Genomic DNA, 26,535 nt, shown 5'->3' with positions numbered 1-26,535 from the left:
GTGATTTCACAGCCAGCGGTCCGGCGGGTGACAGGACCGGGGCTTAGTCCTGGCTGCCGCTGCCATGGTGCTGGCATGAAGCGGGCGGTCGGCCAGATCGATGCCATCCTCGCCGAGCACGCCCGCACCTGACCGCCCGCCGGATAATCACTGACCAAATACAACTCAAACGCAGAGGACGACGGCGGGACCTCCCGCCGTCGTCCTCTGCTGTCAGGCGCCGTTGCAGCCTGGCTGCAACCTCTGAATCCCTAGCATGGGAGCCAGGACGAAGACGTCTGTTTTCCAGAGGAGTAAAACGATGACTGTTTATGTACAGCCCGGCCACGAAGGATCCAAGGTCCAGTTCAAGGACCGTTATGAGAACTGGATCGGCGGCGAGTGGGTAGCCCCCACTACCGGCCAATACATCGAGAATGTCTCCCCCGTGAACGGCAAACAATTCACCGAGGTGGCCCGCGGCGCCGCGGCGGATGTTGAGCTGGCCTTGGATGCCGCCCACAAGGCAGCACCGGCCTGGGGCAAGGCCTCTGCCACCGAGCGCGCTGCGGTGCTGAACAAGATCGCCGACCGCATCGATGCGAACCTCGAGCTGCTTGCCGTGGCCGAGACCTGGGACAACGGCAAGCCCATCCGTGAAACCCTCAACGCCGACATCCCGCTGGCGGCGGACCACTTCCGCTACTTCGCGTCGGCCATCCGCGCCCAGGAAGGCCGGCTGTCCCAGCTCGACGACGACACCACGGCCTACCACTTCCACGAGCCCCTCGGCGTCGTGGGCCAGATCATTCCGTGGAACTTCCCCATCCTGATGGCCGTCTGGAAAATGGCTCCGGCCCTGGCCGCCGGTAACGCAGTGGTCCTCAAGCCCGCGTCCAACACGCCGGCCTCGATCCTGGTCCTGGCCGAACTCATCGCGGACCTGCTGCCCGCGGGCCTGCTGAACATCGTCAACGGGTTCGGCTCCGAGGTGGGCAAGCCCCTGGCCTCCAGCCCGCGGATCCGCAAGATCGCCTTCACCGGCGAAACCTCCACCGGCCGGCTGATCAGCCAGTACGCCAGCGCAAACCTGATCCCGGTCACGCTGGAGCTCGGCGGCAAGAGCCCTAACATCTTCTTCAACGATGTGGCCGACGCCAACGACGCGTTCTACGACAAGGCGCTGGAAGGGTTCACCCTTTATGCCTTCAACCAGGGCGAGGTCTGCAGCAGCCCGTCCCGCGCCCTCGTCCAGGACTCTTTCTATGATTCCTTCATGGCCGACGCCGTGGCCCGGACCCAGAAGATCATCCAGGGCAACCCGCTGGACACCGAAACCCAGATCGGCGCCCAGGCGTCGATAGGCCAGATGGAGAAGATCCTCTCCTACATCGACATCGGGCTCCAAGAGGGCGCCAAGATCCTCGCCGGCGGTGCACAGACGGAGCTCGACGGAGACCTGGCCGGCGGTTACTACGTCCAGCCCACCATTTTCGAAGGCAACAACAAGATGCGGATCTTCCAGGAGGAAATCTTCGGCCCCGTGGTCTCCGTGGCCCGCTTCACCGACTACAACGACGCCATCAGCATCGCCAACGACACCCTCTACGGCCTCGGCGCCGGCGTCTGGTCCCGCAACGGCAACGTCGCCTACCGCGCCGGCCGCGAGATCCAGGCCGGCCGCGTCTGGATCAACAACTACCACGCCTACCCGGCCGGCGCCGCGTTCGGCGGGTACAAGTCCTCCGGCATCGGACGCGAAAACCACTCCATGATGCTGGACCACTACCAGCAGACCAAAAACCTCCTGGTCAGCCACTCCGAAAACAAGCTCGGCTTCTTCTAGAGCCTGCTTGAGTACCAACGCAAGCTGTCAACAGCGGCACAACGAAGGGTTATGTGAATGACGAGAATGCTGATTATCGGCCCGCCTGGTTCAGGCAAGGGAACGCAGGCGGAACGGATTTCGGAACGCCTCGGCGTTGTTGCGATCTCCACCGGCGATATCTTCCGCGCCAACGTCAGGGGTGAGACGCCGCTCGGGGTCGAAGCCAAGACGTACATGGACAACGGGGATTTCGTCCCGGACAGCGTCACCAACAAGATGGTCCGGGACCGCCTTAGAGAGGACGACGTCGACGGCGGCTTCCTGCTTGACGGCTACCCCCGCACCACGGCACAGGTGGACTACCTTGACTCGATCCTCGCCAAGGGTGAGCAGAAGCTGGACGTCGTCCTGCAGCTGACCGCGGACGACGAGGAACTGGTCATCCGCCTGTTGGGCCGTGCCAAGGAGACCTCCCGGAGCGACGACACCGAGGCCGTGATCCGTCACCGGCTGGACCTGTACCACGGGCAGACCGAAGCCGTGGTGGCGAAGTATGCCGGGCGGGGCATCCTGACCAAGGTTGACGGCATCGGCGGGATCGACGAAGTGACCGACAGGGTGATGCGCGCCATCGAAAACCCGAGCAGGGTCTCCGTCGTCAGCGGCCGCTAGTCCCAGGTCGCAAAAGGCTAGAGGACGGCGGCGGGTCCTCCCGCCGTCGTTCTCTCACCGCAGTTGCTTGAGGCCATGGTCACCCTGAGCGAACCAAGCGGCTGGCGCTGGCGGGATCACTGGCGTTTTGACGACGGGCTCTAACGCCGCGCTGCGGGATGGTCCGACGGCACCGGGACGGCCCGGCAGGCAGGCTGGTAACCGCCCGTCCGCCGGCCGCCCGGGAACTGCCGCCGTCGACGCGCTAACCTATTGCCGCCGTCGTAAATTAATTCAGAGAAGAATTACGCGGTCACCGCGAGGGCGTCAATCTCCACCAACATCACTTCGTGCGGGAGGTCAACGAAGACCGTGGTGCGGCTGGGGAGGGCACCGCTGGGGACGTTCTCGCGGATGAACTCGCCGTAGACGTCGTTCATGGCCGGGAAGTCGTCACGGGTGGTGAGGTAGACGCGGAACATCAGCACGTCCTCCACGGAGGAGCCGCCGGCTTCAAGGATGGCCTTGACGTTTTCCAGGGTGCGGCGGGTCTGGACGCGGACGTCGCCTTCGCCGATGTACTGGTTGGTGGCGGGGTCCATGGGGCCCTGCCCGGACACCTGGAAGAGTCCGCCCTTCTGGATGCCCTGCGAGAAAACGTGCGCCGGGGCGGGCGCATTCTCCGTCAGTACTACTGTCTTGTCACTCATGAGGTGGTCCTTTCGTGGTTGATCCAGCCGAGGTCGTGCGAGATGGCATCGGTGCTGGCTTTGAGGCCGGGAAGCAGGCCCAGCAGTCCTTCATAGTTGAGCATTACCACCGGCACCGAACATGAGGCGGCAGCTACCACTGCACCGCTGGCATCCCGGATGGGTGCCGCGATGCAGTGCACAAAGGCCTCATGCTCGGCGTTGTCCTGCGCCCAGCCCTGCAGCTTGACCTGCTCCAGTTCGGCGAGCAGGGCCTCGGGCGAGGTCAGGGTGTTGTCGGTGACCTTGACGTAGTCCAGTCCGGCGGCGATCCGCTCCTGCCGGCTGCGCGGCATATCGGCGAGCAGCACTTTGGCGACGGCGGCCGAGTGCAGGGCCGCTGTGAGCCCGATCCGCGAGTACATGCGGACCGGGTGGTGGGATTCGAACTTGTCGATGTACACCACTTCATTGCCTTCGAAGGCGGCAAGGTGAATGGTATGTCCGGTGCTGGCATTGAGCTCGGCCAAGTGGGGGCGGGCCACAGCACGTATGTCTCTTTGTTCCAATGCCAGCGAGGAGAGTTCGAAGAACTTCGAGCCCAACCGGAACCGCTGCTGCTCGTCCCGGACCACAAACCGCTTCTCCTCCATGGCGTGCAGGAGGCGCATCACGGTTGTCTTGTGGACGGAGGCTTTGGAAGCGAGTTCGTCCAGCGTGGCTGGCTGGGCGGCGAGCTCGGCCAGCAGGTCGATGGCCCGCATCAGGCTCTGGCTCATGGTGCCACCTTTCCGTTCAGGGTTGATTCCAGTGCGGGCGAACTGAATTGTCCGGCTGCGACACGGGTTTCCGCCCAGTGAGCATCGCTGCATTCCAGGATGGCGGACATCAGGCTAGCCTCGGGAAGCGGGCCGCGGTCGCCCTGGACGGTGAGCGTGCAGGCGGCGCTGACGTGGCCCCTTCTGAGACTTGCTTTCTGATTGAGTCCGGACAAAATGCCACTCAGATAACCCGCCGCGAAGGAGTCGCCGGCACCCACGGGTTCCAGCACCTCCACGGACAACGCGGGCACTTCCTCGCGGCCGCCGTCGTGGCTGAGCGCTATGGCGCTGATGGCTTCATTTTTGATGACCAGCACCTGCGGATCCGGGAGCAGGCGGCGCAACTCTACCTCGTCCGAAGTGCCGAAGGCATGCTCCGCTTCGTCCTTGCCCACCAGCACCACGTCAGCGAGGTTTGCCAGGTGACGCAGCGCCGAGCGGTCCTGGCCCACCCAGAGGGCGGCGCGCCAGTTGACGTCGAAGCTGATGATGCGGCCATGCCGGGGTGCTTGCAGGATGGCTTCGATGAGGGCGCGGCAGTCGGCCGAAAGCGCAGCGGTGATGCCGCTCAGGTGGATAAGTCGGGCGTTCTCCAGGAGTCCGGCGACAGCCGGGTTCTCCAGCAGGCCGGGACCCATGGCCGAGGCAGCGGAACCCTGGCGGTAGTACAGAACTGAACTGCCGCCGTCGGCCTCCGGCTCCTGCGCCTGTACCAGTGCCGGCACCTGTGCCGGTACTTTGACGTACAACCCGGTAGGCAGCTCGGGGTCTATTTCCACTCCGGAAACACCCACGCCGTGATCACGGAGCTCGTTCAGGATGCGCGTACCAAAACCATCGCGCCCGATCCGGCCCACCCAGTGGGACTCCAGCCCCATGGCGGCGAACCCCATGGCCACATTGGATTCCGCCCCGCCCACGCCGAAGTGCAGCGAAGCGGCCTGGTGCAACGGCACGGGCTGGTCAGGGGTGAGCATGGCCATCGTCTCGCCAATACATACGGCTGAAAGCATGTAACTCCTGCACTCCCTCTTGCGCTTTGCAGCGGCACTCAGCAAGCCGCGGAGCATCCTGTCCGACGGCGGAATGGGAACCTTCCGGGTATGCCCGGCCTTGACTCCCTGTCCGGCACCATGTTAGACATATCACTAACAGATTTGCAACACGCGTTGCAAAATACGCAACGCTAGATAAATCATGCTCCCCTGAAGGGACCCAACTCTGTGAATACCTCCACTTCCGGCAATGGTGCCGGCGCTGCCTCCGCTGCCGCACGTCCAACCGCCCCTGGTGCCGCCCCTGGTGCCGCGCCCATCGCGGCGGAAACCGTGGCGGCGCTGAACAGCATCCGCCTTGATTGGCGGCATAAGGCAGTGCCCGCCGCAGCAGCCGGGCTGGCGGCAGGGGACTTCATCACGGCCGGACACCGGCTGGGCGAGCTCCAGACCCCGCTCCTCACCCTTGATGCCAAGGCGATGCGCAACAACGTGGAACGGCTGGCCGCCTGGTGTGACCACCACGGGGTGTTGCTCGCGCCGCACGGCAAGACCACCATGGCTCCCCAGCTGTGGGCCCAACAGCTGAAGCGCGGGGCCTGGGGAATCACCGTGGCCAACTTCGCCCAGCTCCGCGTGGCCCGGGAATTCGGTGTACGCCGGCTCCAGCTGGCCAACAGCCTCACCGATCCGCACGCCATCGAATGGGTGGCCGGCGTAGCCACCGCTGAGGAGCCCATCCTGTCCTGGGTGGATTCGACGGTCACGGTGGAGGTCATTGAACGGACCCTCGAGGCCGCCGGAAGCAGCGCCGTGCTCGATGTCCTGGTGGAACTCGGCGGCACCGGCGGACGTACCGGCGCACGCGGAATTGACGCTGCCATGGACGTTGCCCGGGCCGTCTCCGCGTCCAGCTCCCTGAGGCTGGTGGGCGTGAGCGGCTACGAAGGCTCGCTGGCACATACCGCGGATCCTGACAGCTTGGCCACCGTGCGCGGCTACCTGGGGGAGATGAAGCAGCTCCATGAGAAGGTGCTGGCTGGGGGACTGTACGGCGCTGACGCCGATATTATTCTGACCGCCGGAGGAAGCGCCTACTTCGACGACGTCGTCGACGTACTGTCACCGTGCATCTCCGCCGGCACTGCTGGCGGCCCTGCGGGTCGAGGCGTTGAGCTGATGATCCGGAGCGGCGCCTACGTCATACACGACGACGGTTTCTACCGCGGGATCTCGCCATTCTCGCGTGACGGAAGCGAGCCGTTTGCCGCCGGTATGCACGGCTGGGCACGCGTGGTGTCCCAACCCGAACCCGGGCTGGCCATTCTCGACGCCGGCAAGCGTGACCTTCCGGTGGACGAAGGCCTGCCGCAGCCCCAGCTGATCGGACCCGCACTGGGCGGTCCCATGCAGCCGCTCAAGGGAGCCAGCATCACTGCCGTCAATGACCAGCACTGCTTTATGACCTTCGACGCCGGCACCACCGCCGTGCGCCCTGGGGACGTTGTGCGGTTGGGACTCTCCCACCCGTGCACGGCCTTCGACAAATGGACCCTGATTCCGGTGCTGGCCGACTCGGACCAGGACCAGACCGTGGTGGACCTCATCCACACCTTTTTCTAGGAGCACCCGGATGAAAACACTCATCAGCAACGCCATCCTGGTGGACGGCACCGGTTCGCCCCGCCGTGCGGCAGACGTTCTGCTGGACGGCACACTGATTGCGAAACTGGCGCCGGCCGGATCCCTGACGTCGGAGAGCACCGGCGCGGACCGGACCATCGATGCCACCGGACTGGTCCTCAGCCCCGGCTTCATCGACATGCACGCGCACTCGGACCTGCAGCTGCTGATCAATCCGGACCACTACGCCAAGGTCAGCCAGGGGGTCACCACCGAACTGCTGGGCCAGGACGGCCTCTCCTACGCACCGGTGGATGACGCCACGCTGGCCGGTATCCGGCAGAAAATCGCCGGTTGGAACGACAACCCCGAGGACTTCGACTTCTCCTGGCGGACCGTGGGCGAGTACCTGGACCGGCTGGACCGCGTTGATCCGGACTGCCAGGATCAAACGGCAGAGGGCGACGGCGGCCGGATCGCCACCAACGCCGCCTACCTGGTTCCGCAGGGCACCGTCCGCGCCATGGTGATGGGCTTCACGGAAGGAGTCGCCACCCCGGAGCAGCTGGAGCAGATGCAGGCGATCATCCGGACCTCCATGGAGGAAGGCGCCGTCGGAATGTCCTCCGGCCTGACCTACACCCCGGGAATGTACGCCAGCACCGAGGAACTGGCGGAACTCTGCCGGACCGTAGGGGAGCTGGGCGGCTTCTACGCGCCGCACCACCGCTCCTACGGAAAGGGCGCGCTGGCGGCCTACGCGGAGATGATCGGCCTGAGCCGCAGCACGGGCTGCGCCCTGCACCTCTCCCACGCCACCATGAACTTCGCCGAGAACAAGGGCCGGGCAGGCGAGCTGTTGGACCTCATTGACGAAGCCCTCGACGGCGGCGTGGACATCACCCTGGACACCTACCCCTACCTGCCCGGCGCCACCACACTCTCGGCAATCCTGCCCAGCTGGGCCTCCTCCGGCGGAACCGAGGCCACGCTGGAGCGGCTCGGTGACGCCGGCACCGTGGAGCGGATCCGGGAAAGTGTGGAAATCTACGGCTCGGACGGCTGCCACGGCGTGGTGGCGGAGTGGGAGACCCTGGAAATCAGCGGAGTGCAGAACCCCGCACTCGCTGGTCATGTGGGCAAAACCATCGCCGGCATAGCGGCTGGATCCGGCGCGGCGCCCTTCGATGTCTTCGTGGATATTCTCCGCGAAGACAGGCTGGGCACCGGCATCCTGCAGCACGTTGGCCACGAGGAAAACGTGCAGACCATCATGATGCACCGCAGCCATACCGGCGGCAGCGATGGAATCCTGGTGGGCGCCAAGCCGCACCCCCGCTCGTGGGGAACCTTCACCCGCTACCTGGGTCACTACTGCCGGGACCTGGGACTGCTCACGCTCGAGGAAACCGTCCACCATCTCACCGGCCGCCCTGCAGCCCGACTGAAGCTGCACCGGCGCGGACTTGTCCGCGAAGGCTACGCAGCAGACCTCGTGCTGTTTGACCCGGACACCGTCCGCGACGAAGCCACTTTTGCCAACCCCCGCCAGGCATCCGCCGGCATCCACTTTGTGTTCGTCAACGGCACCCCAGCGATCGACGGCGGGCAGCCCACCGGCGCCCGCTCAGGCCGCGCCCTCCGCCGCCAACGTGACGGACGCACCCAGGAAGGAAGCACCGAAACCCATGACTCCTGAAGAATTCATCAAGCAGCTCGAGGCCGACCGCACCCTTGCGGTGGTCCGGGCCCCCGCCATCCCGGACGCCGCCGAGCTCTGCCGGGCGCTGGCCGGCGGCGGCATCCGCACCGTTGAACTGACCTTCACCACCCCGGACGTGCTCCGGCACGTCAAGCGGGCGGCGGAGACCGCCGCACAGCACGGTGCGGCCGTCGGAATCGGAACAGTGCTGACCGGCGATCAGGCCCGCGCGGCAATCGACGCCGGCGCGCAGTTCCTGGTGACTCCCGGCCTGCGGCCGGATGTCGCGGCGGTTGCCACGGCGGCGGGGATTCCGTTCAGCCTCGGCGCCATGACCCCCACCGAGGTGGCGCAGGCGCTTGATCTGGGGTCCCAAGTGGTCAAGATCTTCCCCGCCAGGCAGCTCGGACCGGCCTACATCAAGGACCTCCAGGGTCCTTACCCCGGAATCAGGCTTCTTCCCTCCGGCGGCATCGATGCCGCCAACGCCAAGAGCTATCTCGACGCCGGCGCTGTGGCCGTCTGCTGCGGAACCAGCGTTGTTCCCCCGGCAGCCGTGGCAGCCGGCGATTGGGCCGATATTTCGGCCCGGGCCGCCGCCTTCACCGGCATCCTTAACTGATCCTTCCTAGAAAGAACCCCCATGAACGAGTTTCTGAACTGGCTGCGGCATGACACCGCCGGCCTGCTCCTCCTGGCAGGAGTGGGCATTGCCCTCCTGCTGTTCCTGATCATCAAGGTCAAACTGGAGCCCTTTATCGCCCTGGTGGGCACCGGCGTGATCGTGGCACTGGTGGGCGGGGTCTCCGTGGAGGCCCTGGTGGGTTCCGCCACCAAGAGCAGCGACGCCCTGATTGAAAAGGGGTTCGCCGGAATCCTGGGCCACATCACGGTGATCATCGGCCTTGGAACGGTGCTGGGTGCCATCCTTGAACGGTCCGGCGGCGCCGAGGTGCTGCTGGGCCGCCTGGTGAAGATCTTCGGTGAAAAAGGCACGCCGCTGGCCATGGGCATTACCGGATTTGTGCTCGGTATCCCGGTGTTCTTCGACATCGGCATCTTTGTGCTGGCACCCCTGGTCTACGTGGCAGCGATCCGCGGCGGGAAGTCCCTGGCACTGTACGCACTGCCGCTGCTGGCGGGCCTGTCCGTGACGCACGCTTTCCTGCCCCCGCATCCGGGACCTGTGGCTGCGGCCGGCCTGTTTCACGTCGATCTGGGCTGGATCATAGTGATGGGCCTGATCTGCGGTATTCCGGCCTGGTTCGCCTCCGGCATCCTCTGGGGAACGTGGATCGGCAAGCGCGTGATGATCAACGTTCCCGAGGACCGGATCATCGAAGAATCCGAGGAAGCCAAGCGGATAGGCGAACCGTCCATCGGCCTGGTGCTGCTGGCCATCGGCATGCCCATGATCCTGATCCTCGGCGGCACCTTCGGCAACATCTTCGCGCCGGAGGGCCCCATCAAGTCCACCCTGCAGTTCTTTGGCAACCCCGCGATCGCCCTGACGGTAGCCGTGTTGCTGGCCATGTGGCTGCTGGGTACACGCCGCGGCATGAGTTCCGCCGAATTGAGCGAGATCACCTCATCATCGTTGCGCCCTGTAGGCATGATCCTGCTGGTTGTCGGCGCCGGTGCGTTCTTCGGCGCCGTGCTTTCCGCCACCGGCGTGGGCACCGCGGTGGCGGGATCGCTGTCACAGGCCGGACTGCCAATCATCGTCTCCGCATTTGTGATCAGCGCCGGTATGCGAATCGCGCAGGGGTCCGCCACGGTGGCAATTGTCACCACCGGCGGCATCCTGGCGCCGACCCTGACCGCCGGAGCCTACTCACAGCCACAGCTTGCCCTTATCGTCATGGCCATCTCGTCCGGCTCCATCATTGCCAGCCACGTGAACGACGGCGGCTTCTGGATCATCTCCAAGTACTTCAACATGTCCGTCAAGGACACGCTGAAAACCTGGACCGTCCTGGAAACCGTGCTGTCTGTGGTCGGCTTCGGCATGGCGGCGCTGGTCTACCAGTTCGTCTAGATGTATTGACCTGAGAGGTTAGTGACGCGGGTGACCGGTGGCTGACCTTTGAGTGAGGTGTGGCCTCGGTGATGATTGTAGTGATGGAGCCAGTCGGCGAAAGAATCAACACGCTCGGCCTCTGATCCATAGGGTTTTGCGTAAGCCCACTCATCGAGCATGGTGCGGTTGTAGCGCTCGACTTTGCCGTTGGTCTGGGGCCTGTAGGGCCGGGTGCGCTTGTGCTTGATAGCCGGGCCCAGGGCGTCTTTGAATGCGTAGGAGCGGTAGCAGGAGCCGTTGTCCGTCAGGACCCGTTTGACCACGATTCCGCAGGATTCGAAGTAGGCGTTGGCGCGTTCCCAGAACCCGGCCGCGGTGTCCTTTTTCTCATCGGCGAGGATCTCGGTGTAGGCCAGCCGGGAATGATCATCGACCGCGTTGTGCAGGAAGGCGTAGCCCGGTCTCCGGTTCGCCGCCGTGCCGGTCTTGTTCCGGTTGCCGGATGCCCTGCCCACCGTGCGGTGTCCGCCGCCGTCCGGGATACGTCCGAGTTTCTTGATGTCCACGTGGACAAGGTCTCCGGGGTTCTGGTGCTCGTAGCGGCGGATTACCCTCCCCGTGGCCCGGTCCAGCCACGACAGCCTTGCCAGTCCGAACCTGGAGAGGACCCGGTGCACCGTGGAGGGGTGGATACCCAGCAGGTAACCGATCCGGGCAGGGCCCCACCGGCGGTTCACTCTGAGCGCGACGATCCGCCGCTCCCGCCGCACGGACGTCCGGCCCGGGGAGCTGACGGGCCGGCTCGACCGGTCCTCCATCCCGTGCTCGCCGCGCTCCCGGTAGCGGCCAGCCCACCGCGCCGCGGTCGTCACCGAGACCTGGAACCGCTCAGCCGCCCGCCGCAGCGGCCACCCGTCCTCCACGACGCACTGGGCCAGCCGGAGCCTGCCCTTAGGCGTGAGGAGCGCATTAGCATGGGACATTGAAGACCTCCTTGTGGATCGGACTCTCGACAAGCCCCACTCCACCCGGAGGTCTTCTTTTTGTCACCTAACCACGCCGAGCGTTCCTAACGTCCGTGGTCAATACATCTAGACGTTGCCGCAGCTTGGTTAGGGTATCGTCCCCCACCGCCGGTGAGCGACGCCGCCGGTGGGGGACGCCGCCGCCGGACGTTCTTGGGCCATTCCGGTAGATTGTGGACATGGTGCGTGACCTTGCAGGTATGGGAGCAGAGAGCGTTCTGATCGCTGGGGCAGGGCGGGCAATTCTGCTGCAGATCGCGAACCCCGCCGTGGGTCACGGCGTGGCCGAGCACAGCAACTTCGCCGAGCGTCCGCTGGACCGGCTCCGCGCCACCATGACCTATGTGTACGCCGTGGTGTACGGAACCGAGGTCCAGCTGGCAGCGGTGCGCCGCAGCGTGAACCGCGCCCATGCCCCGGTGCGCCGCAAGCCCGATGCCGGTTCCAAGGGATACAGCGCCTTCGATGCGCAATCGCAGCTGTGGGTTGTGGCAACCCTGTATGACACTGCCGTCACTGTTTACGAAAAGATTTACGGTGCGCTGGACGACGAGGCAGCGGATCTCATCTATCGCGACTACGCGAGAATCGGGACAGCGCTTCAGCTTCCGCCGGAGCTGTGGCCGGCCGACCGTGCGGCTTTCGGGGCCTACTGGGACGATTGCCTGCAGAGGCTGCAGGCCGACGACGTCAGCGTCCGCGTGGCCCGGGAGCTGCTGTATCCGCCGGACCCGCAGCTTTGGCAGCGCCTGGTCATGCCGCTGGCCCGCTTCCTCACCGCGGGCCTCCTGCCCGACCAGCTTCGGGAAAGCTTCGGACTGCCGTGGAGTGCGCGTCATCGCCGCCTGTTCGACCGCACCATGCAGTGCTCCGCGGTGGTTTATCCACGGCTGCCGCAGCGGGTCCGCCATTCGTTCAAAAACTACTGCCTCGGCCAGCTGAAGACAGCCTAGCGTCAGCCACAAAGGGCCGGACTGTAAGTCCGGCGAGAGCAATCACCATGCCACTCGTGGCGGGGGAACGGGGTATCAGTGCGGAGATTCACATCCGTAGAGCAAATCATCGACGAGCGTGCGCACGGGTTTCTGGACCGGGCTCCTGCCGGCGGTGTCCGGTCCAGGCTCACGGAGTTTGTGGTCTTCGGACTCAAGCAGGGCTGGGCATGCATATTCGGCGCCGCGCTGCTCGCCGTGATCCTGGCGGCGCGCCTCTGGTATCCCGACGACGCCGGGCTGGCCAGGAACGACTTCCTGACCCTCGCCGCAGTCGTGATCCAGATCCTGATGGTTGGCACGCGGCTGGAAACAGTCCGGGAGCTCAGGGTGATTGTCCTCTTCCACCTCGTGGGAACGGTGATGGAACTGTTCAAGACCGACGTCGGGTCCTGGTCCTATGAGGCCGAAGGATTCCTCCGCCTCGGTGCGGTTCCGCTCTTCAGTGGCTTCATGTATGCGGCAGTCGGTTCCTACATGGTGCGTGTCTACCGGCTCTTCGACCTGCGCTTCGCCCGGTACCCGCGGCGGTGGGTGACGGCAATTGTGGCAGCAACCATCTACGTGAACTTCTTCACCCACCACTACATCATCGACCTTCGCTGGGTCCTGTTGGCCGCCGTCGCGGTCATCTACGGGCGGTGCGTCATGCACTTCCGGGTGTTCCGCAGGCGGTTCCGGATGCCGCTGGTGGTGGCGTTCCTGCTGGTGGCACTGTTTATCTGGATTGCCGAAAACATCGCAACGTGGTCCGGGGCGTGGCTCTACCCAAGCCAGCTGAACGGCTGGCACATGGTCCCGCTCGACAAGCTGGTCTCGTGGTTCCTGTTGATGATCATCTCCGTGGTGCTGGTGGCGTGGGTCTACAAGCCGGAGCCACCGGAGGAGATGTTCCCGAAAGCAAGCCGTTCGCGGCAATCCGATGTCATCCACGGGGCATAGGGATGTTCGTCAGGCCTCCACGAATCCGCCACTGGCCCAGCGCCGCAGAGCCAGCCTCTCGGCGTCGTCGAACTCCATCAACGCCACCCGGCAGAGTTCTTCCACGTCGTCGGTCCAGGCAGCCGCCAGTTCCTCGGCCGTTGCTGTGTCTGTGAGTTGGAAATTGACGTACCCCAGCCCTTGAAGGACAAAGTTTACGGCGCCGCGGGACACAGGCTGACCCGCGGTGACACAGTCATCCCTGACAAGCTTTGCCAGTTCGTTGCGGTTGACCGGCTGCTCACGGAGCCTGGCCGCCATGGCCAGAAACAGCTGCCGGAACTGGGGTGCGGAGAGTGCGGGCACATCGGTTACCCTGGCGACCCGTTCCTCGATGCCGGACTCGATATCAGCTTCGTTGGGCAGATCGTCGCTGGAAAACCTCTGCGCATCCCAGACCCAGCCGCCACGCATAGCCGAGTATTCAACACCTTGGCCGATCTGGGCCACCCAGGTCCCGAACTTTCCACAGCCGCCCCAGTCTGTCTTCAAGGAGGGATCAGCAGTGAGTGCCCGGTGGGCCACCATCGCCCCGACAACCGGGCCCGGGGCAGTCCGGACGAAGTCGCAGACCTCCTTGACCGCGGCGGAAAGAGTCTTCGCCCTGGACCTCGCCTTCGCTGCCCCGTCTGCCCGCTGCGGCTGAACAGACGCCACCGCGTGGATCGGCTCCACCGTGGTGCCGTTGAGGATCGCCACGAAATCGTGGGACTCCACGACGCTGTCCGCCATCTCACGGTAAGCGAAGGCCACGGCGCCGGCGGCGATGACGGTGGTCATCTTGTCGGCGGCCCGGAAACGCTGGATGAGTGATGTGAAGTCAGCGTCGGCCGATGCTATGAAGAACTCGTCGATGCCGCCGCTCCCGGACAGTGTGTCCATCGCGTCCAACACAAGGTTGATGTCGGTGCTGCTCTTTCCTCGTTGCGTCAGCGACGGGCAGTCGATCACTCGAAAACCCGCACGGGTCCAGTACGTCCGGTACTTCGAGTAAACCACCGGGTTCAGGTAGCAGTTGCGGATCAGGAAGCGTCGCGAGCTCTCGCCTGAACCGGCGGCGGACAACGCGTCCGCCCAGTGTTTGGGGTCTTCGGCGAACCGCTTCGCCGCCAACGGGTCGAGAGCCTGCAGGCCGGTAAAAACGTTGTCGAAGTCGACAAACATGGCAGCCCGGATGCCGGGCCGTCGGGAGGGGGATCGCGGCTCTTTCATTGGCTCAGTGTGCCAGCAACCCGGGTTACCTGGGGAGCTTTTCTGCGACACGCCAGCCGTCGGCCCGTCATCCTTGCTGAGGACCGACGTCGGTCGCGGCTGGCAGGGCCGCGCTGATTTACCAGTTCGTCTAGCCTGCGCATGCAAATCGCAGTTAACTGACCAGTGGACTACTGCGGAGGGATTTCCCGGATGGGGGCCTGTGCCCGGTGAAGCCGGAGGCCGCTGACGGCGGCCACTGCTAATGCCAGCGCCCCCAGTCCAAGGGGTAGGCCCCCGAGCATGGCGATGCCGCCCACCAGGAGGGGGCCCCCGGCGTCGCCGAGTTCGCGCCCCAGCTCTGCTGTTCCCATGGTCCTGCCGAGCCGCTCCGGCGGCGTGGTGTCCGCCAAGTGGGCGAACCCAAGCGGGGTGGCTATTCCTATGCCGGCGCCGATTGCTGCCGCAGCCAGGAAGACCGTTACGGGTCCCGGTTGGAGCGCGACGGCGGCAAGGCCCGCCGCAGTCACGAGCAGGCCGGTGGTCATGCCTCCGGCATCAGTGACGCGATGCTGGTCGCGCAGGCGTCCGATCACCGGTTGGGTGAGAACAGAGGTGAAGGCGAGGACACTGACGGCCGCAACGCCGGCCACAGGATCGAGGCCGTGCTGCGTCGCCAGCGCCGGCAGGAAACCGATGGCGCTTCCCAAGGCCCCGGTGGCGGCGGCAAGAACGAGCGTGGGCACCAGGAAGCCGCGGTGAGTGACCTGCCTGACCAGGTCCAGCACCGTGTATCTCGGGCGTGGCAAGGGCTCAAGGCCGGGCAGGGCCATGGCCGCCCAGACTGCGGTGGCTGCCGCCACGGCGGACAAGGTGAGGAAGAGCGCAGGGAAGCCGCCAAGGAAAATGAGCCCGGCTCCGGCCAGCGGGCCGATGACATAGCCCAGGCTTTTCCAGGAGCCGTAGCGGCCGAAGTAGGTCCCGCTCTTCCGGCCGGCGCCGAGCCTTGCCACCATCGCCGAGGAAGCCGGCGAAAACGCCGATGCTGCGGCACCTTGACCGAGCCGGGCAAGGCCCAGCATGAACGGGTTTGCGGCCCACAAGCCGATGAGTGAGAGCAGCGCAAAGGCCAGCAGCCCGCCGATGATCACCGGCTTGGCGCCGATGCGGTCGCTCAGCGAGCCGAAGACGGGCTTAAGCAGCACCTCGGCCAGATCGTAGACTGCCAGAAGAATGCCGAGATTGAGCAGGGTCAGGCCGATGTCTCCGCTGTGGGCACCGAGGCCGGCGGCGATGCTGTGCGCCCCGAAGGCCGTGACGAAGCCGGCAGCGTACAGCGGAGCTGTCGCGGTTCGGGTGGACGGTGACTTATCCGCGGGCCGGGCCGTGGGCGCAGGACCCGTCACGAGTGGAGCTCCCGGTAGACATACCCGGCGAAGTCCTCGAGGACTGCAGCGCACGCGCTTAGCTCTTGATCGGCCCGCTCCGCGGATTCGGTGACGAAAACGTCCTTGGATCGGTTGGAGCGGTCACGCGCAGCGCCGGCCCCTTCCCTCCAGGACGGGACGTCGGGGGCTGTCCACGCACCGTGGCCGACCGGGACGGCACCGAAGCAGCGCATTTCCCGCCATACAGCAACCCGGTGCCGCGAGGGTTCCGACGGCACCTGCACGAGCATCAAGAGCCAGGACGTTGTAGCGGTATCAGTCACATCCACCAATGTAACATTTGTTACAAATACCCTTCTGCTTTCTGCACCGTCCTACCCCTTGTTGCGGATAGCACGGCGGAGGTCCTCAAGAGCCGGCAGGCCACTCAGCCGGGTGCCGTTACGGTATATGCGGCAGGAAACTGCCGGCTCGCCGTCGGACGGGAACAGGTCCCGGCCGTCCGCGACAAATGACGGCGAACCGTGGAACCGCAGTGCCACGGCCTGTCCGTCGTCAGTGACGTCAAGTGTCCCGATCTCCGGCTCCAGTCCTTCCAGTGCCAGCGCCTGTTGAAAAAGCTCATGCGCGGCCGGGGAGTTGGGGCAGCCTGGAATTGTCCGTAGCTCGAAATTCACGTCATATTCTCCTTGCTGTGCTGACGAACTGGGCCTGGGTTTCGCTGCGTTCAGCTGTGCCGTGGTTCGCCGGTCAACACATGGTCCGCATGGTTGAGGGTTTCCCTGATCAGCCGGATCAAATGGCCGTCGTGGAGCGAGTACACAACATTCCTGCCGTCTTTCCGGGTATCCACGAGCCCGGCGAGACGAAGCTTTGCCAGGTGCTGACTGACCGCCGTCCGGGAGGCCCTGGCCGCCGTCGTCAGTTCCGAAACCGTGGACGGTCCGGCGGAAAGCTGCCACAGCAGATGCAGCCGGGTAGGGTCTGCCAGCATCCTCAAGGTGTCGCTGGCGGCAGCAAGATGCCGCGGACTGGGTGACATCGGATGCACCAGCGACGGCTGGGCGGGACCGGCAGTCTGCCCGTTGCCGGTGCCAGTGCCGGTGCCTTGTTCATGGTTGCTCACTGGAGCGCTCCTCACTGGGGGCCGGGCGGATCGGTGCGCGGGTCAAGCGCGGCCACGACAGAAATGCTCCTGCCACACCTATTGTTGCAAGGATTGCCAGCGCGGCCGAGGTCCAGCCCAGTCCGGCCGTGGCTCCCATCCAGCCTGCCAAGGGATAGGTGACCAGGTAGCAGGCGTGGGAGAGCGAAAACTGGGCGGTGAAGACGTAGGGGCGGTTTGCGGCCGTCGATGCATCGCGCAGAAGCCTGGAGGACGGAGTGAGGACTGCTGACGTTCCGGCCCCCAGTACCAGCCACAGGCCCAGCAGGGGCAGCCATCCCTGACCAGCCCCGGCCGCCGCCGGTATGCCTGCAGCCCCGGCCAGTGTTAATGGAATCACGGTTGCCCCGGAGAAAATCACCCTGGCGTTGCCAAAGCGTGCCAACAACCACGGCGCCAGCAGCGCGACCGTCATTGAACCCCCGCCGTAGCACGCCAGGGTCAGTGCCAACCCGGTCTCCGGCCGGCCCGTGATCTGTTGGACGTACACCACGGAATTGACAAGGACCAGGGCCGTTGGGGCCGCGACCACGAGGTTGAGCACCAGCAGGGACCTCAGATGCCTGTCCTTCCAGAAGATTCTGACTCCGAACGTGGTCCGGTGCCAGAGGGATTCCGGGTAGGCCTTTGGGTCATGACGTGGCAGTGAGGTGGTGGCCACTAGTGCGGCCGAAACCAGGAAGCCGGCTGCTGTACCCAAAAACAGCTGGCGATACGAGAGCGCCGTCAGCAGGATCCCGGCCAGGGCGGGGCTGACCAGGGCTTCCGCGTCATACGCCAGCCGCGACAGAGACAGGGCATGGGTGTAATCCTTCTCCTTGGTCAGCACGGAGGGGATCAGCGACTGGAAGGCGGGGGTGAAGGTTGCGGACGCAGCCTGGAGCAGGAAGATCACGACGTAGATCTGCCAGATGTCCGAGATCAGCGGCAGGCAGAGAGCCATCGCTGCGCGCACGAGATCGGATCCGATCAGGACCGGTTTTTTAGGTAGCCGTGCCACCAGCGCATTGATCACGGGGGAGAGGCATACGTAGGCCAGCATCTTGATGGTCAGGGCGGTGCCGAGGACGGCCCCGGCATTGCGGCCTGCCAGACCGAACGCGAGCAACCCCAGCGATACGGTCAGTAGGCCGGTGCCCGTCAGTGCGACCAGTTGGGCGGCCAGAAGCCGGGCATAGCTACGGTTTCGCAGGACTGACAGCATGACGGATTCCTCAGGTGCATATGTGCGTGCTTATGCACCTATAGTAGCCGGAAGGGTCCCGGCAGTTACACAATTTGTGATCTGTAGCCCTAATGGCGGGCACCTGCGCGGCAGTTGACCTCTCCGGCACATTAAAAAGCTCCGGAGTGCGTTATTGGGGGATACGCACTCCGGAGCAGTTCTTGGGGCAGATCCTACATCCAGCTGCCTTGACCAGCTTACTTCGGGGTAGCCTGATGCGCCACCACCCTGAATAACTACTTTCGCTTTATTTTCTAACGGCCGGTTTCATGCCCAAAACTGAGCTGCCGCGCGTGGAAATCAAAGTGTTTGATTGGATAGGCGTACACGTCCGCCAGGCTCATCCAAGGCCTAAAGAATGGATCCCAGCGGACGGGAAAGGCCATGCGTCTGCAGAGGGCGGCTGCTGACTCCCGTTCCATTCGCCGTTCCAGGGATGCTGTAACACGCCATAGCTTGGCGGCCATCCGCTTTCTGTTGAAGACGAGGGCCGCAGCCTTGGAACCCCAGTAATTTACGACGTCGAACGGTGCAGTTCCCGCGTTGAGCAGCCAGGAGAATCCAAGGCTGACCGGTGGCGGCAGCCGTCCGAAGAGACGTACCAGCGGGAGAAGCGCCTGCACCACCATGTAGCCGAACACCATGTGGAACAGCAGCTCCTCGTTGGTCCACTTGGTGCCCCCGCTTCGGCGCCTCAGTTCCTCCGGTGAAGCGGAGGCCAGCCACCGCTCCAGCTCAACGCAGTTGCGCCGGTACCCTGCCGGACCTGGTTCGCTGGCGGGCATCAGTCCGGCAGTTCGCCATGGGCCGGCATTCTGGCAGGAACCACCAGCACGGGGTGGTCCTGATGGTGGCTCAGCCAGGCTGCAACCGAGCCGTTGAGAGCCTCCGAGACCCGGTGGCCCATGCCGCGCTCCGGCGTCCCCACAATAATCATGGAGGCATTACTCTCTGCCGCGAGCCTGGCCAGCGCCCGTGCTGGATCGCCAGCCAGCGTTCGCAGCGTCCAGTCCACGGAACCGCCCTTCAGCGAGGTGCCGATCATTGCCTTGAGCTCCTCTGTCACAGCGCGGATTTCGGCGTCGTCCGCGTCCGGATGGAGGGACAGGCGATGCGCGGACCGCGCCGGATCCCATTCAACGAGATAGCTGGCCTCATCCACGTAGGCGCACAGCAGCGTAGCTGCGAGCTTCGCGGCCAGCACCTGCGCCGTTCGGAGCACCTCAGGGTGCTGGCCGGGCAGCACACCAACCAGCAGGGGAGGCGGGCCGCTGAAACGTTCTGGAGACATGGTCAATTGTCAGCCTGCATGCACTGGTTGAACAAGGGCACCCGGCAAGCGGCGGGCGCGCTGCTCAGCAGCAGCCGTCGTCGGTGCAGTCATCGCTGCCGCCTGTGCAACAGTCGGGACCGGTATCGGTATCCATTGGGGTCACCCCCTCGCGCTCGTTGGACTCGAAAAGGCTACTTGGCTGCGGAGATGAGTGAGGCGATGAGGCCCTCGATGCGGGCCTTGATTTCATCGCGGATGGGGCGGACGGCCTCTACGCCCTGCCCGGCCGGGTCCTCGAGGACCCAATCCTCGTAGCGCTTGCCGGGGAAGAACGGGCACTCGTCCCCGCAACCCATGGTGATCACGACGTCCGATTCCTTGACGGCCTCGGTGGTGAGCACCTTGGGGGTCTCGGCGGACATATCGATGCCGAGTTCGGCCATGGCCTCGACAGCCGCCGGGTTGACTTTGTCTGCTGGCTGCGAGCCGGCGGAACGGACCTCGATGTCGCCCTGGGCGAGGGTGGTGAGGAAGGCGGCGGCCATCTGGGAGCGGCCGGCATTATGGACGCAGACGAACAGGACGGAGGGCTTCTTGGTGGTTTCCGTGGTCATGGCGGACTCCTAGCTGTGGAGGGAGGTGGTGGCTGATGCGGTGCTTGGGTCGAAGAAGCGCTTGCGGGCCCAGAGGGCCCCGTAGACAAGTGCAATAAGGGCGGGGACTTCGATCAAGGGCCCGACGACGCCGGCCAGCGCCTGCCCGGACGTCACACCGAAGGTGCCGATCGCCACGGCGATGGCGAGTTCGAAGTTGTTGCCGGCTGCCGTGAACGCCAGTGTGGTGGTTTTGGCGTAGCCGAGGTCCAGCCTGTGGCCGATCAGCATGCCGGCGCCGAACACCACCACGAAGTAGACCAGCAGCGGAAGCGCGATCTGCGCGACGTCCAGGGGCCTAGCCACAATGGTTCCGCCCTGGAGGGCGAACAGCAGGGTGATGGTGAACAGCAGGCCGTACAGCGCCCAGGGACCCAGCTTGGGCAGGAAATTCTCCTCGTACCAGTCCTGGCCCCTGGCGCGCTCGCCGAGGGTGCGGGTGAGGAACCCTGCCAGCAGCGGTATGCCCAGGAAAATCAGCACAGACGCCGTGATGGCCCAGAAGGAGAAGTCCGCGCTGCTGGTGGGCAGGCCCAGCCAGGACGGCAGCAGCTGCAGATAGAACCAACCCAGTGCGCCGAACGCGATGACCTGGAACACGGAGTTGATGGCCACCAGTACGGCTGCAGCCTCGCGGTCGCCGCACGCCAGGTCGTTCCAGATCATCACCATGGCGATGCAGCGGGCCAGGCCCACGATGATCAGTCCTGACCTGTATTCGGGGAGATCAGGGAGGAAGATCCAGGCCAGCGCGAACATAAACGCCGGGGCCAGGACCCAGTTCAGCACCAGGGACGTGATCAGCAGCTTCCGGTCGCCGATCACGCGATGCGCCTGGTCGTAGCGGACCTTGGCCAGCACCGGATACATCATCACCAGCAGGCCGATGGCGATCGGCAGCGAGACCCCGCCGATCTTCATCGCTTCGAGCGCAGTGTTCAGGCCAGGGAGAAGGTTTCCGAGCAAGAGCCCGGCCGCCATGGCCGCGATAATCCAGGCCGGGAGGAAACGGTCAAGCGTAGACAGTTTTCCGGGGCCGGGTGCGGCTTCAGTTCGCTCTGGTGCGGGTGCGTTGATCTGGATTGTCACGGTACTCCTGGCTGCGAGGATCAAGATTGATGGCCATCGATATAAGAAGTATCGCCAGCTATATCGATGAATGTCAATATATGTGCATAATGGAGGCATGACTGCCGTCCACACCCTCGAGATCACCGATGTCGATGCCTGCTGCATTCCTGCGGGCACGCCAGCGCTCGGCGTCGAGGAAGCACAGAGCAAGGCGCAGGTGTTCAAGGCGCTCGCGGATCCCAACCGTTTGCGGCTGCTCTCCATCGTCAAAGCGTCCGACGGCGGCGAAGCCTGCGTCTGCGATCTCACCGAGCCGCTGGAGCTGGGTCAGCCTACGGTTTCGCACCACCTTAAGATCCTTATGGACGCTGGCCTGTTGAACCGTGAGAAGCGCGGCACCTGGGCCTATTACTCCCTGGTTCCTGGTGCGCTGGACGCCGTGGCGGCGGGTGTTGCGGGGCTTTAGCTGTCCCGTTCCGGTATTTCCGCCGGCCGCTTCCATTTCTGTTTCACGTTGAAATTTGACGTTGTGTTCGCCGTGGCGATGAACGCTCCGGCCGCCGCGTGCAGTTCGATGCCGAGCTCCACGCTGACGTCATCCGGGCTGTGTCCAATGCTCAACAGTTCGTCGATCACACCCTGGACGGCTGGACGGATCTGGCTCAGGGCCCGCTCAAACGTCTGCTGAGCGCGCGCAAATACCCCGGAGTGGTCGGTGCCGCGCGTAACGATTCCCGCGGCGCTGGAAACCTCAACCAGCACTGTGCCGCCGTCGTCTGTTGGAACTCGCCATGTGGTCGTGATCGTTGACAAGGCCGGAAGGCGGCTGTTTAGCTTGCTGCTTGAACTCAGACCCCGAGGAAGGGACGGTGCGGCGTGAGCACTGCAATGCGGCCCGAGCGTGACCTGCGTCCGCTTTCCGAGGCGGAGGCCGAAATGTATGTGGCCTCCGTGTGCTTCAAGACGGGGCCGCCGGGCGCCGCAGGTGTGGAGATCGAGCGGCTGATCCACGAGGTCTCGGAGCCACGATACCCCGTCCCGGTTGCACGGGTCCGCGACGCCATCGAAGCTTCAAGAAAACCGCTTCCGGGCGGGGGTGTCATTAGTTTTGAGCCGGGGGGCCAGCTGGAGGTCAGCTCAGCGTGCGCGCCCGACCTTCCCACATTGGCTGCAGCGACACGCGCCGATCTGGCAACCGTTGAGACCCTTCTCGTGGATGCGGGCCTGCGGTTCAGCCCGGTGGCTCTTGACCCCGACCGGCCCGCGATGCGGTCGTTGGAGCATCCGCGTTATGCCGCCATGGAAGACCATTTCGACCGCTTCGGTCCCGCCGGACGCACAATGATGTGTTCAACGGCATCTCTGCAGATTTCACTGGACGCCGGATTCGACACCCCGGGGACCGCCGGCGCAGCCCAGCGTTGGGCGCGGCTGCATGCTCTGCTCCCCGTGTTTATCGCGATGTTCGCAAATTCCCCCTTCCACCACGGCATCCCCAGCGGATGGCGCAGCACCAGGCAGCGGGTCTGGCTGGGCACCGACCCTACCCGGACGGCGGCTGTCCCGGCATCGGTAGATCCCAGAGGGGCTTGGGCACGGTACGCCCTTGATGCGCTCGTGTTGTGTATCCCCGGGCAGGGCAGCTGGATCGCTCCGTGCGGATTGACGATGCGGGGCTGGCTGCGCGGGGAAGGCCCGCGGCCTGCGACGTTCAGCGATGTGGATTACCATCTGACGACGCTGTTTCCTCCCGTTCGGCCCCGGGGATTCATGGAGCTCCGGGTGATCGATGCGCAGGCGGGCGGTGGCTGGGAACCTGTCACGGCTATGGTGATGGCGCTCATGGACGATGAGCACGCGGCCGACCTCGCGGCCGAAGCCTGTGGCCCGGTATCCGCCCTTGCCGATCCGATCGGAACGGCGGCCCGGGACGCGCTGGCGGATCCTGTGCTCGCGGCCGCCGCACTTGGTTGTGCGGAGGCCGCCCTGGACGCGTTGCCGCGGATGGGGGCGGATGCGGGCACGCGCGCGATGACGGCAGCCTTCATCGACCGTCATACGTCCCGGGGACAGTGCCCGGCTGATGCCCGCTTGGCCCTGTGGCGGCGGACGGGCAGTTATTTTGATCCGCCGGAGACAGGGGAGGTCTTCTGATGATGGCGTCCGAGCTGTCCGGTCCCGGCCCCGAAGCCCTCAGGGGTTTCATTGCTGCGGCGCTCGAGCGGGCCAGGGACCGGACGCACGCACTCACGGAGTGTGACGAGGAGGATCTCAGGAAGCAGCACTCACCGCTGATGTCGCCGCTGGTCTGGGATCTGGCGCATATCGGCAGCCAGGAGGAACTCTGGCTGGTGCGTGATGTGGGCAAGATGGAGCCGGTCCGGTGCGACATTGACCGGATCTACGACGCCTTCGAACATCCGCGCAGTACCAGGCCCTCGCTGCCGCTGCTCTCACCGGAGGAATCCCGGCGCTACTTGGCACAGGTCCGGACCAAGGCCCTGGACATTCTGGACCGCACCCCGCTGGAAGGATCCCCGCTGCTGGATCAGGGTTTTGCCTTCGGAATGATCATCCAGCATGAGCAGCAACATGATGAGACGATGCTCGCCACCCACCAGCTTCGGGTCGGCCCGCCGGTTCTGCGGGCCAGGCCGTTACCAGCTGACGTGCTGCCCGGGGAGGCGGGCACTCTGGCGAAGGAGGTGTTGGTCCCGGCCGGGCCCTTCATGATGGGCACCTCGGTGGAACCGTGGGCACTGGATAACGAACGACCTGCCCATGAAGTGGATGTTCCCGCTTACTGGATCGACACGGTTCCGGTGACCAACGACGCGTACCGGTGTTTCATCGACGACGGCGGCTACGAGAACGCCCGCTGGTGGGCGCCCGGGGGATGGGACCATCGCAACGCGGCCGGGCTGGTGGCCCCGAAGTACTGGGAACGTGACGGGCGCGGATGGATGCGGACGCGTTTCGGTGTGTGCGAGCCGGTGCCGGCGGAGGAGCCGGTGCAGCATGTGTGCTGGTTTGAAGCGGACGCGTACGCCCGCTGGGCGGGCCGCCGTTTGCCCACGGAAGCTGAATGGGAGAAAGCGGCGCGGCATGACCCGGCGTCCGGGCGTTCCCGGCGCTACCCCTGGGGCGAGGAAGATCCGACACCCCATCATGCGAACCTGGGCGGGTCAGCACTGCGTCCTTCCCCTGCCGGCTCGTATCCTTTCGGTGCCTCACCGCTGGGGGTCCGCCAGCTCATCGGGGATGTCTGGGAATGGGTTTCCAGTGATTTCCGCCCTTATCCGGGGTTCAATGCGTTCCCTTACCCGGAGTACAGCGAGGTGTTTTTCGGGTCCGACTACAAGGTGCTGCGAGGGGGATCCTGGGCCGTGGACAGCTCCGCGTGCCGGGGAACCTTCCGGAACTGGGACTACCCGATCCGGCGGCAAATATTTTCCGGCTTCCGCACCGCCCGGGATGCCGCGCCGGACGAGGTGCGCTGATCCGTGTGTCGCCACCTCGCGTATGTCGGCCCGCCATTGTCGCTGGCGGATCTGCTCAGCAGCCCCGCACACGGGCTTTTCACGCAGTCATGGGCGCCGAGGCGCCAGCGCCACGGGACCGTCAACGCTGACGGCTTCGGCGTCGGCTGGTACGCAGAAGGTGATCCCGTGCCTGCCCGCTACCGCAGGGCCGGACCGATCTGGGCGGACCGGTCCTTCGCCGACGTCGCGCGGGTGACCTCGAGCCGGGCCGTGCTCGCGGCCGTACGGTCGGCGACGTCGGGGATGACGCCGGAGGAGTCAGCGGCCGCCCCGTATGCGCACGGCCCCTGGCTGTTCAGCCACAACGGCCGCGTCGAGGGCTGGCCGGACGCGCTGGAAATCCTGGCCGCTTCGCTTCCGCCCGCCCGTTTGCTGACACTCGAAGCCCAGGTGGACTCTGCCCTGCTCTGGGCCCTCGTCCTTGAACGGCTCACTGCGGGGGACCCCGCCGCTGATGCGCTGGCCCGCGTAGCGGCCGACGTGCGTTCCGTCACCGGCGGCAGACTCAACTTTCTGCTCACCAATGGAACGAGCATCGCTGCCACGGCCGCCGGTGACACCCTGTGCTGGCGGACCGTCCCCGGGGGTGTCATCGTGGCCAGTGAACCCTTCGATGACGGCCCCGGCTGGCACGATGTACCCGACAATTCAGTCCTGACCGCCACAAACAGCCACGTTGACATCCGTCCGATTCCCGTTCCCGGAAAGGAACAGACACCGTCATGACCTTACCCACTGACCGCCGCAGCGTCTTCCACCACCTCCCGCCGGACCACGTCGGACGCAGCCTGCGCGCCGACGTGCTGGCAGGGCTGACAGCGTCGCCGAAAACACTGCCGTCCAAGTGGTTCTACGACGAGCGGGGCAGCGGGCTGTTTGAGCAAATCACGGAACTGCCGGAGTACTACCCGACCCGGGCCGAACGTGAAGTGCTCGAACTCTTCGCGGAGGAAATAGCCGCCGCGAGCCCGGCCGAGATACTGATCGAGCTCGGCTCGGGATCCTCCCGGAAAACCCCGCTGCTGCTCGACGCCCTGAAAGCAGCGGGTTCCCTTCGCCGCTACGTCGCCGTCGATGTCAGCGAAAGCGCCCTGCTGGACGCGGGAAACGCCCTGGCTCCGGCCTTCCCCGACCTTGAACTGCACGCCGTGACAGCGGACTTCGAGACCCAGCTGCACCTGTTGCCTCGGCAGGGACACCGGATGGTCGCCTTCCTGGGCGGCACGATCGGCAATTTTGAACCGGCGGCCAGAGCCCGCTTCCTGGCCGACATACACGAGCTGCTTGGAAGCGCCGGCGGTTCGCTGCTTCTTGGCACGGATCTGGTGAAGTCCCCGCGGGTCCTTGTCCCGGCCTACGCCGACGCGGACGGCGTCACAGCGGACTTCAACCGCAACGTACTGCGTGTCCTGAACACCGAGCTGGGGGCGGATTTCGACGTCGAGGCGTTCGAACACGTGGCGGTCTGGAGGCCCCGGGAGGAATGGATCGAAATGCGGCTACGGGCCAGCCGGCCCATGCGCGTCCACCTACCGGGTGTGAATCTGGACATCCGGTTCCACGACGGGGAGGAGCTGCGCACCGAGATATCCGCCAAGTTCCGGGTCGGGGGCGTCGCCGAAGAGCTTCAGGGCGCGGGATTCTCCGTCCTCGGGCAGTGGACAGACCGGCAAAACCGTTACGCGCTCACCTTGGCCGACGCCATGTAGCTGACCATGGAC

At 65.2% G+C, this 26,535-nt stretch carries 28 protein-coding genes; 13 read left to right on the top strand and 15 right to left on the bottom strand.

Going from position 1 to position 26,535, the window contains the following annotated elements:
- Nucleotides 1–301: 301 nt before the first annotated feature.
- Together exaC and ACQCST_RS00880 are read left to right on the top strand one after the other, a co-directional pair.
- Nucleotides 302–1,825: an acetaldehyde dehydrogenase ExaC gene (exaC, locus tag ACQCST_RS00885; RefSeq protein WP_426997506.1), complete on the top strand. Its 1,524-nt coding sequence runs from the start codon at nucleotides 302–304 to the stop codon at nucleotides 1,823–1,825.
- A gap of 66 nt (nucleotides 1,826–1,891) precedes the next feature.
- Nucleotides 1,892–2,479, top strand: coding sequence for an adenylate kinase (locus tag ACQCST_RS00880; RefSeq protein WP_426999043.1), 588 nt, complete (start codon nucleotides 1,892–1,894; stop codon nucleotides 2,477–2,479).
- Nucleotides 2,480–2,763: 284 nt separating this feature from the next.
- Here ACQCST_RS00880 and ACQCST_RS00875 read toward each other — a convergent pair whose 3' ends face one another.
- The 3 genes from ACQCST_RS00875 to ACQCST_RS00865 are packed head-to-tail and all read right to left on the bottom strand — an operon-like array spanning nucleotide 2,764 to nucleotide 4,981.
- The gene (locus tag ACQCST_RS00875) at nucleotides 2,764–3,168 is read right to left on the bottom strand and encodes a RidA family protein (RefSeq protein ID WP_426997505.1); all 405 of its coding nucleotides are present in this window, start codon (nucleotides 3,166–3,168) and stop codon (nucleotides 2,764–2,766) included.
- Nucleotides 3,165–3,926 carry an IclR family transcriptional regulator gene (locus tag ACQCST_RS00870; RefSeq protein WP_426997504.1) on the bottom strand — a complete coding sequence of 254 codons (762 nt, stop codon included), beginning with the start codon at nucleotides 3,924–3,926 and terminating at the stop codon, nucleotides 3,165–3,167. The genes ACQCST_RS00875 and ACQCST_RS00870 overlap by 4 nt, the downstream gene beginning before the upstream one ends.
- The gene (locus ACQCST_RS00865; protein WP_426997503.1) at nucleotides 3,923–4,981 is read right to left on the bottom strand and encodes a sugar kinase; all 1,059 of its coding nucleotides are present in this window, start codon (nucleotides 4,979–4,981) and stop codon (nucleotides 3,923–3,925) included. The genes ACQCST_RS00870 and ACQCST_RS00865 overlap by 4 nt, the downstream gene beginning before the upstream one ends.
- 300 nt (nucleotides 4,982–5,281) lie before the next feature.
- Here ACQCST_RS00865 and ACQCST_RS00860 point away from each other — a divergent pair, with 300 nt between their 5' ends.
- Genes ACQCST_RS00860 through ACQCST_RS00845 form a run of 4 tightly spaced genes read left to right on the top strand, consistent with a single transcriptional unit; the run spans nucleotide 5,282 to nucleotide 10,326 of the window.
- Complete coding sequence (locus tag ACQCST_RS00860) at nucleotides 5,282–6,586, top strand: amino acid deaminase (protein ID WP_426999042.1); 1,305 nt, start codon at nucleotides 5,282–5,284, stop codon at nucleotides 6,584–6,586.
- Nucleotides 6,587–6,596: 10 nt separating this feature from the next.
- Nucleotides 6,597–8,285 carry an N-acyl-D-amino-acid deacylase family protein gene (locus ACQCST_RS00855; RefSeq protein ID WP_426997502.1) on the top strand — a complete coding sequence of 563 codons (1,689 nt, stop codon included), beginning with the start codon at nucleotides 6,597–6,599 and terminating at the stop codon, nucleotides 8,283–8,285.
- A complete protein-coding gene (locus ACQCST_RS00850; protein WP_426997501.1) occupies nucleotides 8,275–8,910 on the top strand; it encodes a bifunctional 4-hydroxy-2-oxoglutarate aldolase/2-dehydro-3-deoxy-phosphogluconate aldolase in 636 nt (211 codons plus the stop codon). Before ACQCST_RS00855 ends, ACQCST_RS00850 begins: the two co-directional genes overlap by 11 nt.
- Before the next feature lie 21 nt (nucleotides 8,911–8,931).
- Nucleotides 8,932–10,326 (top strand): GntP family permease, encoded by a 1,395-nt coding sequence (locus ACQCST_RS00845; protein ID WP_426997500.1) that lies wholly within the window; start codon nucleotides 8,932–8,934, stop codon nucleotides 10,324–10,326.
- Here the strand turns inward: ACQCST_RS00845 and ACQCST_RS00840 are convergent.
- Nucleotides 10,323–11,291, bottom strand: coding sequence for an IS481 family transposase (locus tag ACQCST_RS00840; protein ID WP_426997499.1), 969 nt, complete (start codon nucleotides 11,289–11,291; stop codon nucleotides 10,323–10,325). The genes ACQCST_RS00845 and ACQCST_RS00840 overlap by 4 nt on opposite strands.
- Before the next feature lie 221 nt (nucleotides 11,292–11,512).
- On the opposite strand from ACQCST_RS00840, the gene ACQCST_RS00835 reads away from it, so the two are divergent.
- Nucleotides 11,513–12,286, top strand: a complete 774-nt coding sequence (locus ACQCST_RS00835; RefSeq protein WP_426997498.1) for an oxygenase MpaB family protein — start codon at nucleotides 11,513–11,515, stop codon at nucleotides 12,284–12,286.
- A gap of 78 nt (nucleotides 12,287–12,364) precedes the next feature.
- On the top strand, nucleotides 12,365–13,267 hold the full coding sequence (locus ACQCST_RS00830; protein WP_426997497.1) for a DUF817 domain-containing protein: 903 nt from the start codon (nucleotides 12,365–12,367) through the stop codon (nucleotides 13,265–13,267).
- 9 nt (nucleotides 13,268–13,276) lie between these two features.
- Here the strand turns inward: ACQCST_RS00830 and ACQCST_RS00825 are convergent, their stop codons facing one another.
- The 10 genes from ACQCST_RS00825 to arsB all read right to left on the bottom strand — a co-directional run bounded on the left by ACQCST_RS00825 (nucleotide 13,277) and on the right by arsB (nucleotide 21,284).
- Entirely contained in the window at nucleotides 13,277–14,518 is a 1,242-nt protein-coding gene (locus ACQCST_RS00825; RefSeq protein WP_426997496.1) for an NYN domain-containing protein, read from the bottom strand.
- 170 nt (nucleotides 14,519–14,688) lie between these two features.
- Complete coding sequence (locus ACQCST_RS00820; protein ID WP_426997495.1) at nucleotides 14,689–15,903, bottom strand: MFS transporter; 1,215 nt, start codon at nucleotides 15,901–15,903, stop codon at nucleotides 14,689–14,691.
- Complete coding sequence (locus ACQCST_RS00815) at nucleotides 15,900–16,208, bottom strand: Chromate resistance protein ChrB (RefSeq protein WP_426997494.1); 309 nt, start codon at nucleotides 16,206–16,208, stop codon at nucleotides 15,900–15,902. The genes ACQCST_RS00820 and ACQCST_RS00815 overlap by 4 nt, the downstream gene beginning before the upstream one ends.
- 51 nt (nucleotides 16,209–16,259) lie before the next feature.
- Nucleotides 16,260–16,562 carry a hypothetical protein gene (locus ACQCST_RS00810; RefSeq protein ID WP_426997493.1) on the bottom strand — a complete coding sequence of 101 codons (303 nt, stop codon included), beginning with the start codon at nucleotides 16,560–16,562 and terminating at the stop codon, nucleotides 16,260–16,262.
- A 50-nt stretch (nucleotides 16,563–16,612) separates the two neighbouring features.
- A complete protein-coding gene (locus ACQCST_RS00805; RefSeq protein WP_426999041.1) occupies nucleotides 16,613–16,927 on the bottom strand; it encodes an ArsR/SmtB family transcription factor in 315 nt (104 codons plus the stop codon).
- A 70-nt stretch (nucleotides 16,928–16,997) separates the two neighbouring features.
- Nucleotides 16,998–18,254, bottom strand: coding sequence for an MFS transporter (locus ACQCST_RS00800; RefSeq protein ID WP_426997492.1), 1,257 nt, complete (start codon nucleotides 18,252–18,254; stop codon nucleotides 16,998–17,000).
- A gap of 275 nt (nucleotides 18,255–18,529) precedes the next feature.
- Nucleotides 18,530–19,060 carry a DinB family protein gene (locus ACQCST_RS00795; RefSeq protein ID WP_426997491.1) on the bottom strand — a complete coding sequence of 177 codons (531 nt, stop codon included), beginning with the start codon at nucleotides 19,058–19,060 and terminating at the stop codon, nucleotides 18,530–18,532.
- Nucleotides 19,060–19,566: a universal stress protein gene (locus ACQCST_RS00790; RefSeq protein ID WP_426997490.1), complete on the bottom strand. Its 507-nt coding sequence runs from the start codon at nucleotides 19,564–19,566 to the stop codon at nucleotides 19,060–19,062. The genes ACQCST_RS00795 and ACQCST_RS00790 overlap by 1 nt, the downstream gene beginning before the upstream one ends.
- 173 nt (nucleotides 19,567–19,739) lie before the next feature.
- Complete coding sequence (locus ACQCST_RS00785; RefSeq protein ID WP_426997489.1) at nucleotides 19,740–20,162, bottom strand: arsenate reductase ArsC; 423 nt, start codon at nucleotides 20,160–20,162, stop codon at nucleotides 19,740–19,742.
- 9 nt (nucleotides 20,163–20,171) lie between these two features.
- Nucleotides 20,172–21,284: an ACR3 family arsenite efflux transporter gene (gene arsB, locus ACQCST_RS00780; protein WP_426999040.1), complete on the bottom strand. Its 1,113-nt coding sequence runs from the start codon at nucleotides 21,282–21,284 to the stop codon at nucleotides 20,172–20,174.
- Nucleotides 21,285–21,387: 103 nt separating this feature from the next.
- On the opposite strand from arsB, the gene ACQCST_RS00775 reads away from it, so the two are divergent.
- Nucleotides 21,388–21,738, top strand: a complete 351-nt coding sequence (locus ACQCST_RS00775; protein ID WP_426997488.1) for an ArsR/SmtB family transcription factor — start codon at nucleotides 21,388–21,390, stop codon at nucleotides 21,736–21,738.
- Here ACQCST_RS00775 and ACQCST_RS00770 read toward each other — a convergent pair.
- Nucleotides 21,735–22,085, bottom strand: a complete 351-nt coding sequence (locus tag ACQCST_RS00770; RefSeq protein ID WP_426997487.1) for a CU044_2847 family protein — start codon at nucleotides 22,083–22,085, stop codon at nucleotides 21,735–21,737. The genes ACQCST_RS00775 and ACQCST_RS00770 overlap by 4 nt on opposite strands.
- 63 nt (nucleotides 22,086–22,148) lie before the next feature.
- Between ACQCST_RS00770 and ACQCST_RS00765 the strand changes: the two genes are divergently transcribed.
- Genes ACQCST_RS00765 through egtD form a run of 4 tightly spaced genes read left to right on the top strand, consistent with a single transcriptional unit; the run spans nucleotide 22,149 to nucleotide 26,523 of the window.
- Nucleotides 22,149–23,426: a glutamate-cysteine ligase family protein gene (locus tag ACQCST_RS00765; protein WP_426997486.1), complete on the top strand. Its 1,278-nt coding sequence runs from the start codon at nucleotides 22,149–22,151 to the stop codon at nucleotides 23,424–23,426.
- Nucleotides 23,426–24,772 carry an ergothioneine biosynthesis protein EgtB gene (gene egtB, locus ACQCST_RS00760; protein ID WP_426997485.1) on the top strand — a complete coding sequence of 449 codons (1,347 nt, stop codon included), beginning with the start codon at nucleotides 23,426–23,428 and terminating at the stop codon, nucleotides 24,770–24,772. The genes ACQCST_RS00765 and egtB overlap by 1 nt, the downstream gene beginning before the upstream one ends.
- Before the next feature lie 3 nt (nucleotides 24,773–24,775).
- Nucleotides 24,776–25,540: an ergothioneine biosynthesis protein EgtC gene (egtC, locus tag ACQCST_RS00755; RefSeq protein ID WP_426997484.1), complete on the top strand. Its 765-nt coding sequence runs from the start codon at nucleotides 24,776–24,778 to the stop codon at nucleotides 25,538–25,540.
- Entirely contained in the window at nucleotides 25,537–26,523 is a 987-nt protein-coding gene (gene egtD, locus ACQCST_RS00750) for an L-histidine N(alpha)-methyltransferase (protein WP_426997483.1), read from the top strand. The genes egtC and egtD overlap by 4 nt, the downstream gene beginning before the upstream one ends.
- The last annotated feature ends 12 nt before the right edge of the window (nucleotides 26,524–26,535 follow it).

Origin of the sequence: Pseudarthrobacter sp. N5 (assembly GCF_050157035.1) — a bacterium.
Taxonomy (GTDB): Bacteria; Actinomycetota; Actinomycetes; order Actinomycetales; family Micrococcaceae; genus Arthrobacter.
The sequence above is the reverse complement of the archived record's forward strand: the minus strand, read 5'-3'. Positions and strand labels throughout refer to the sequence as shown.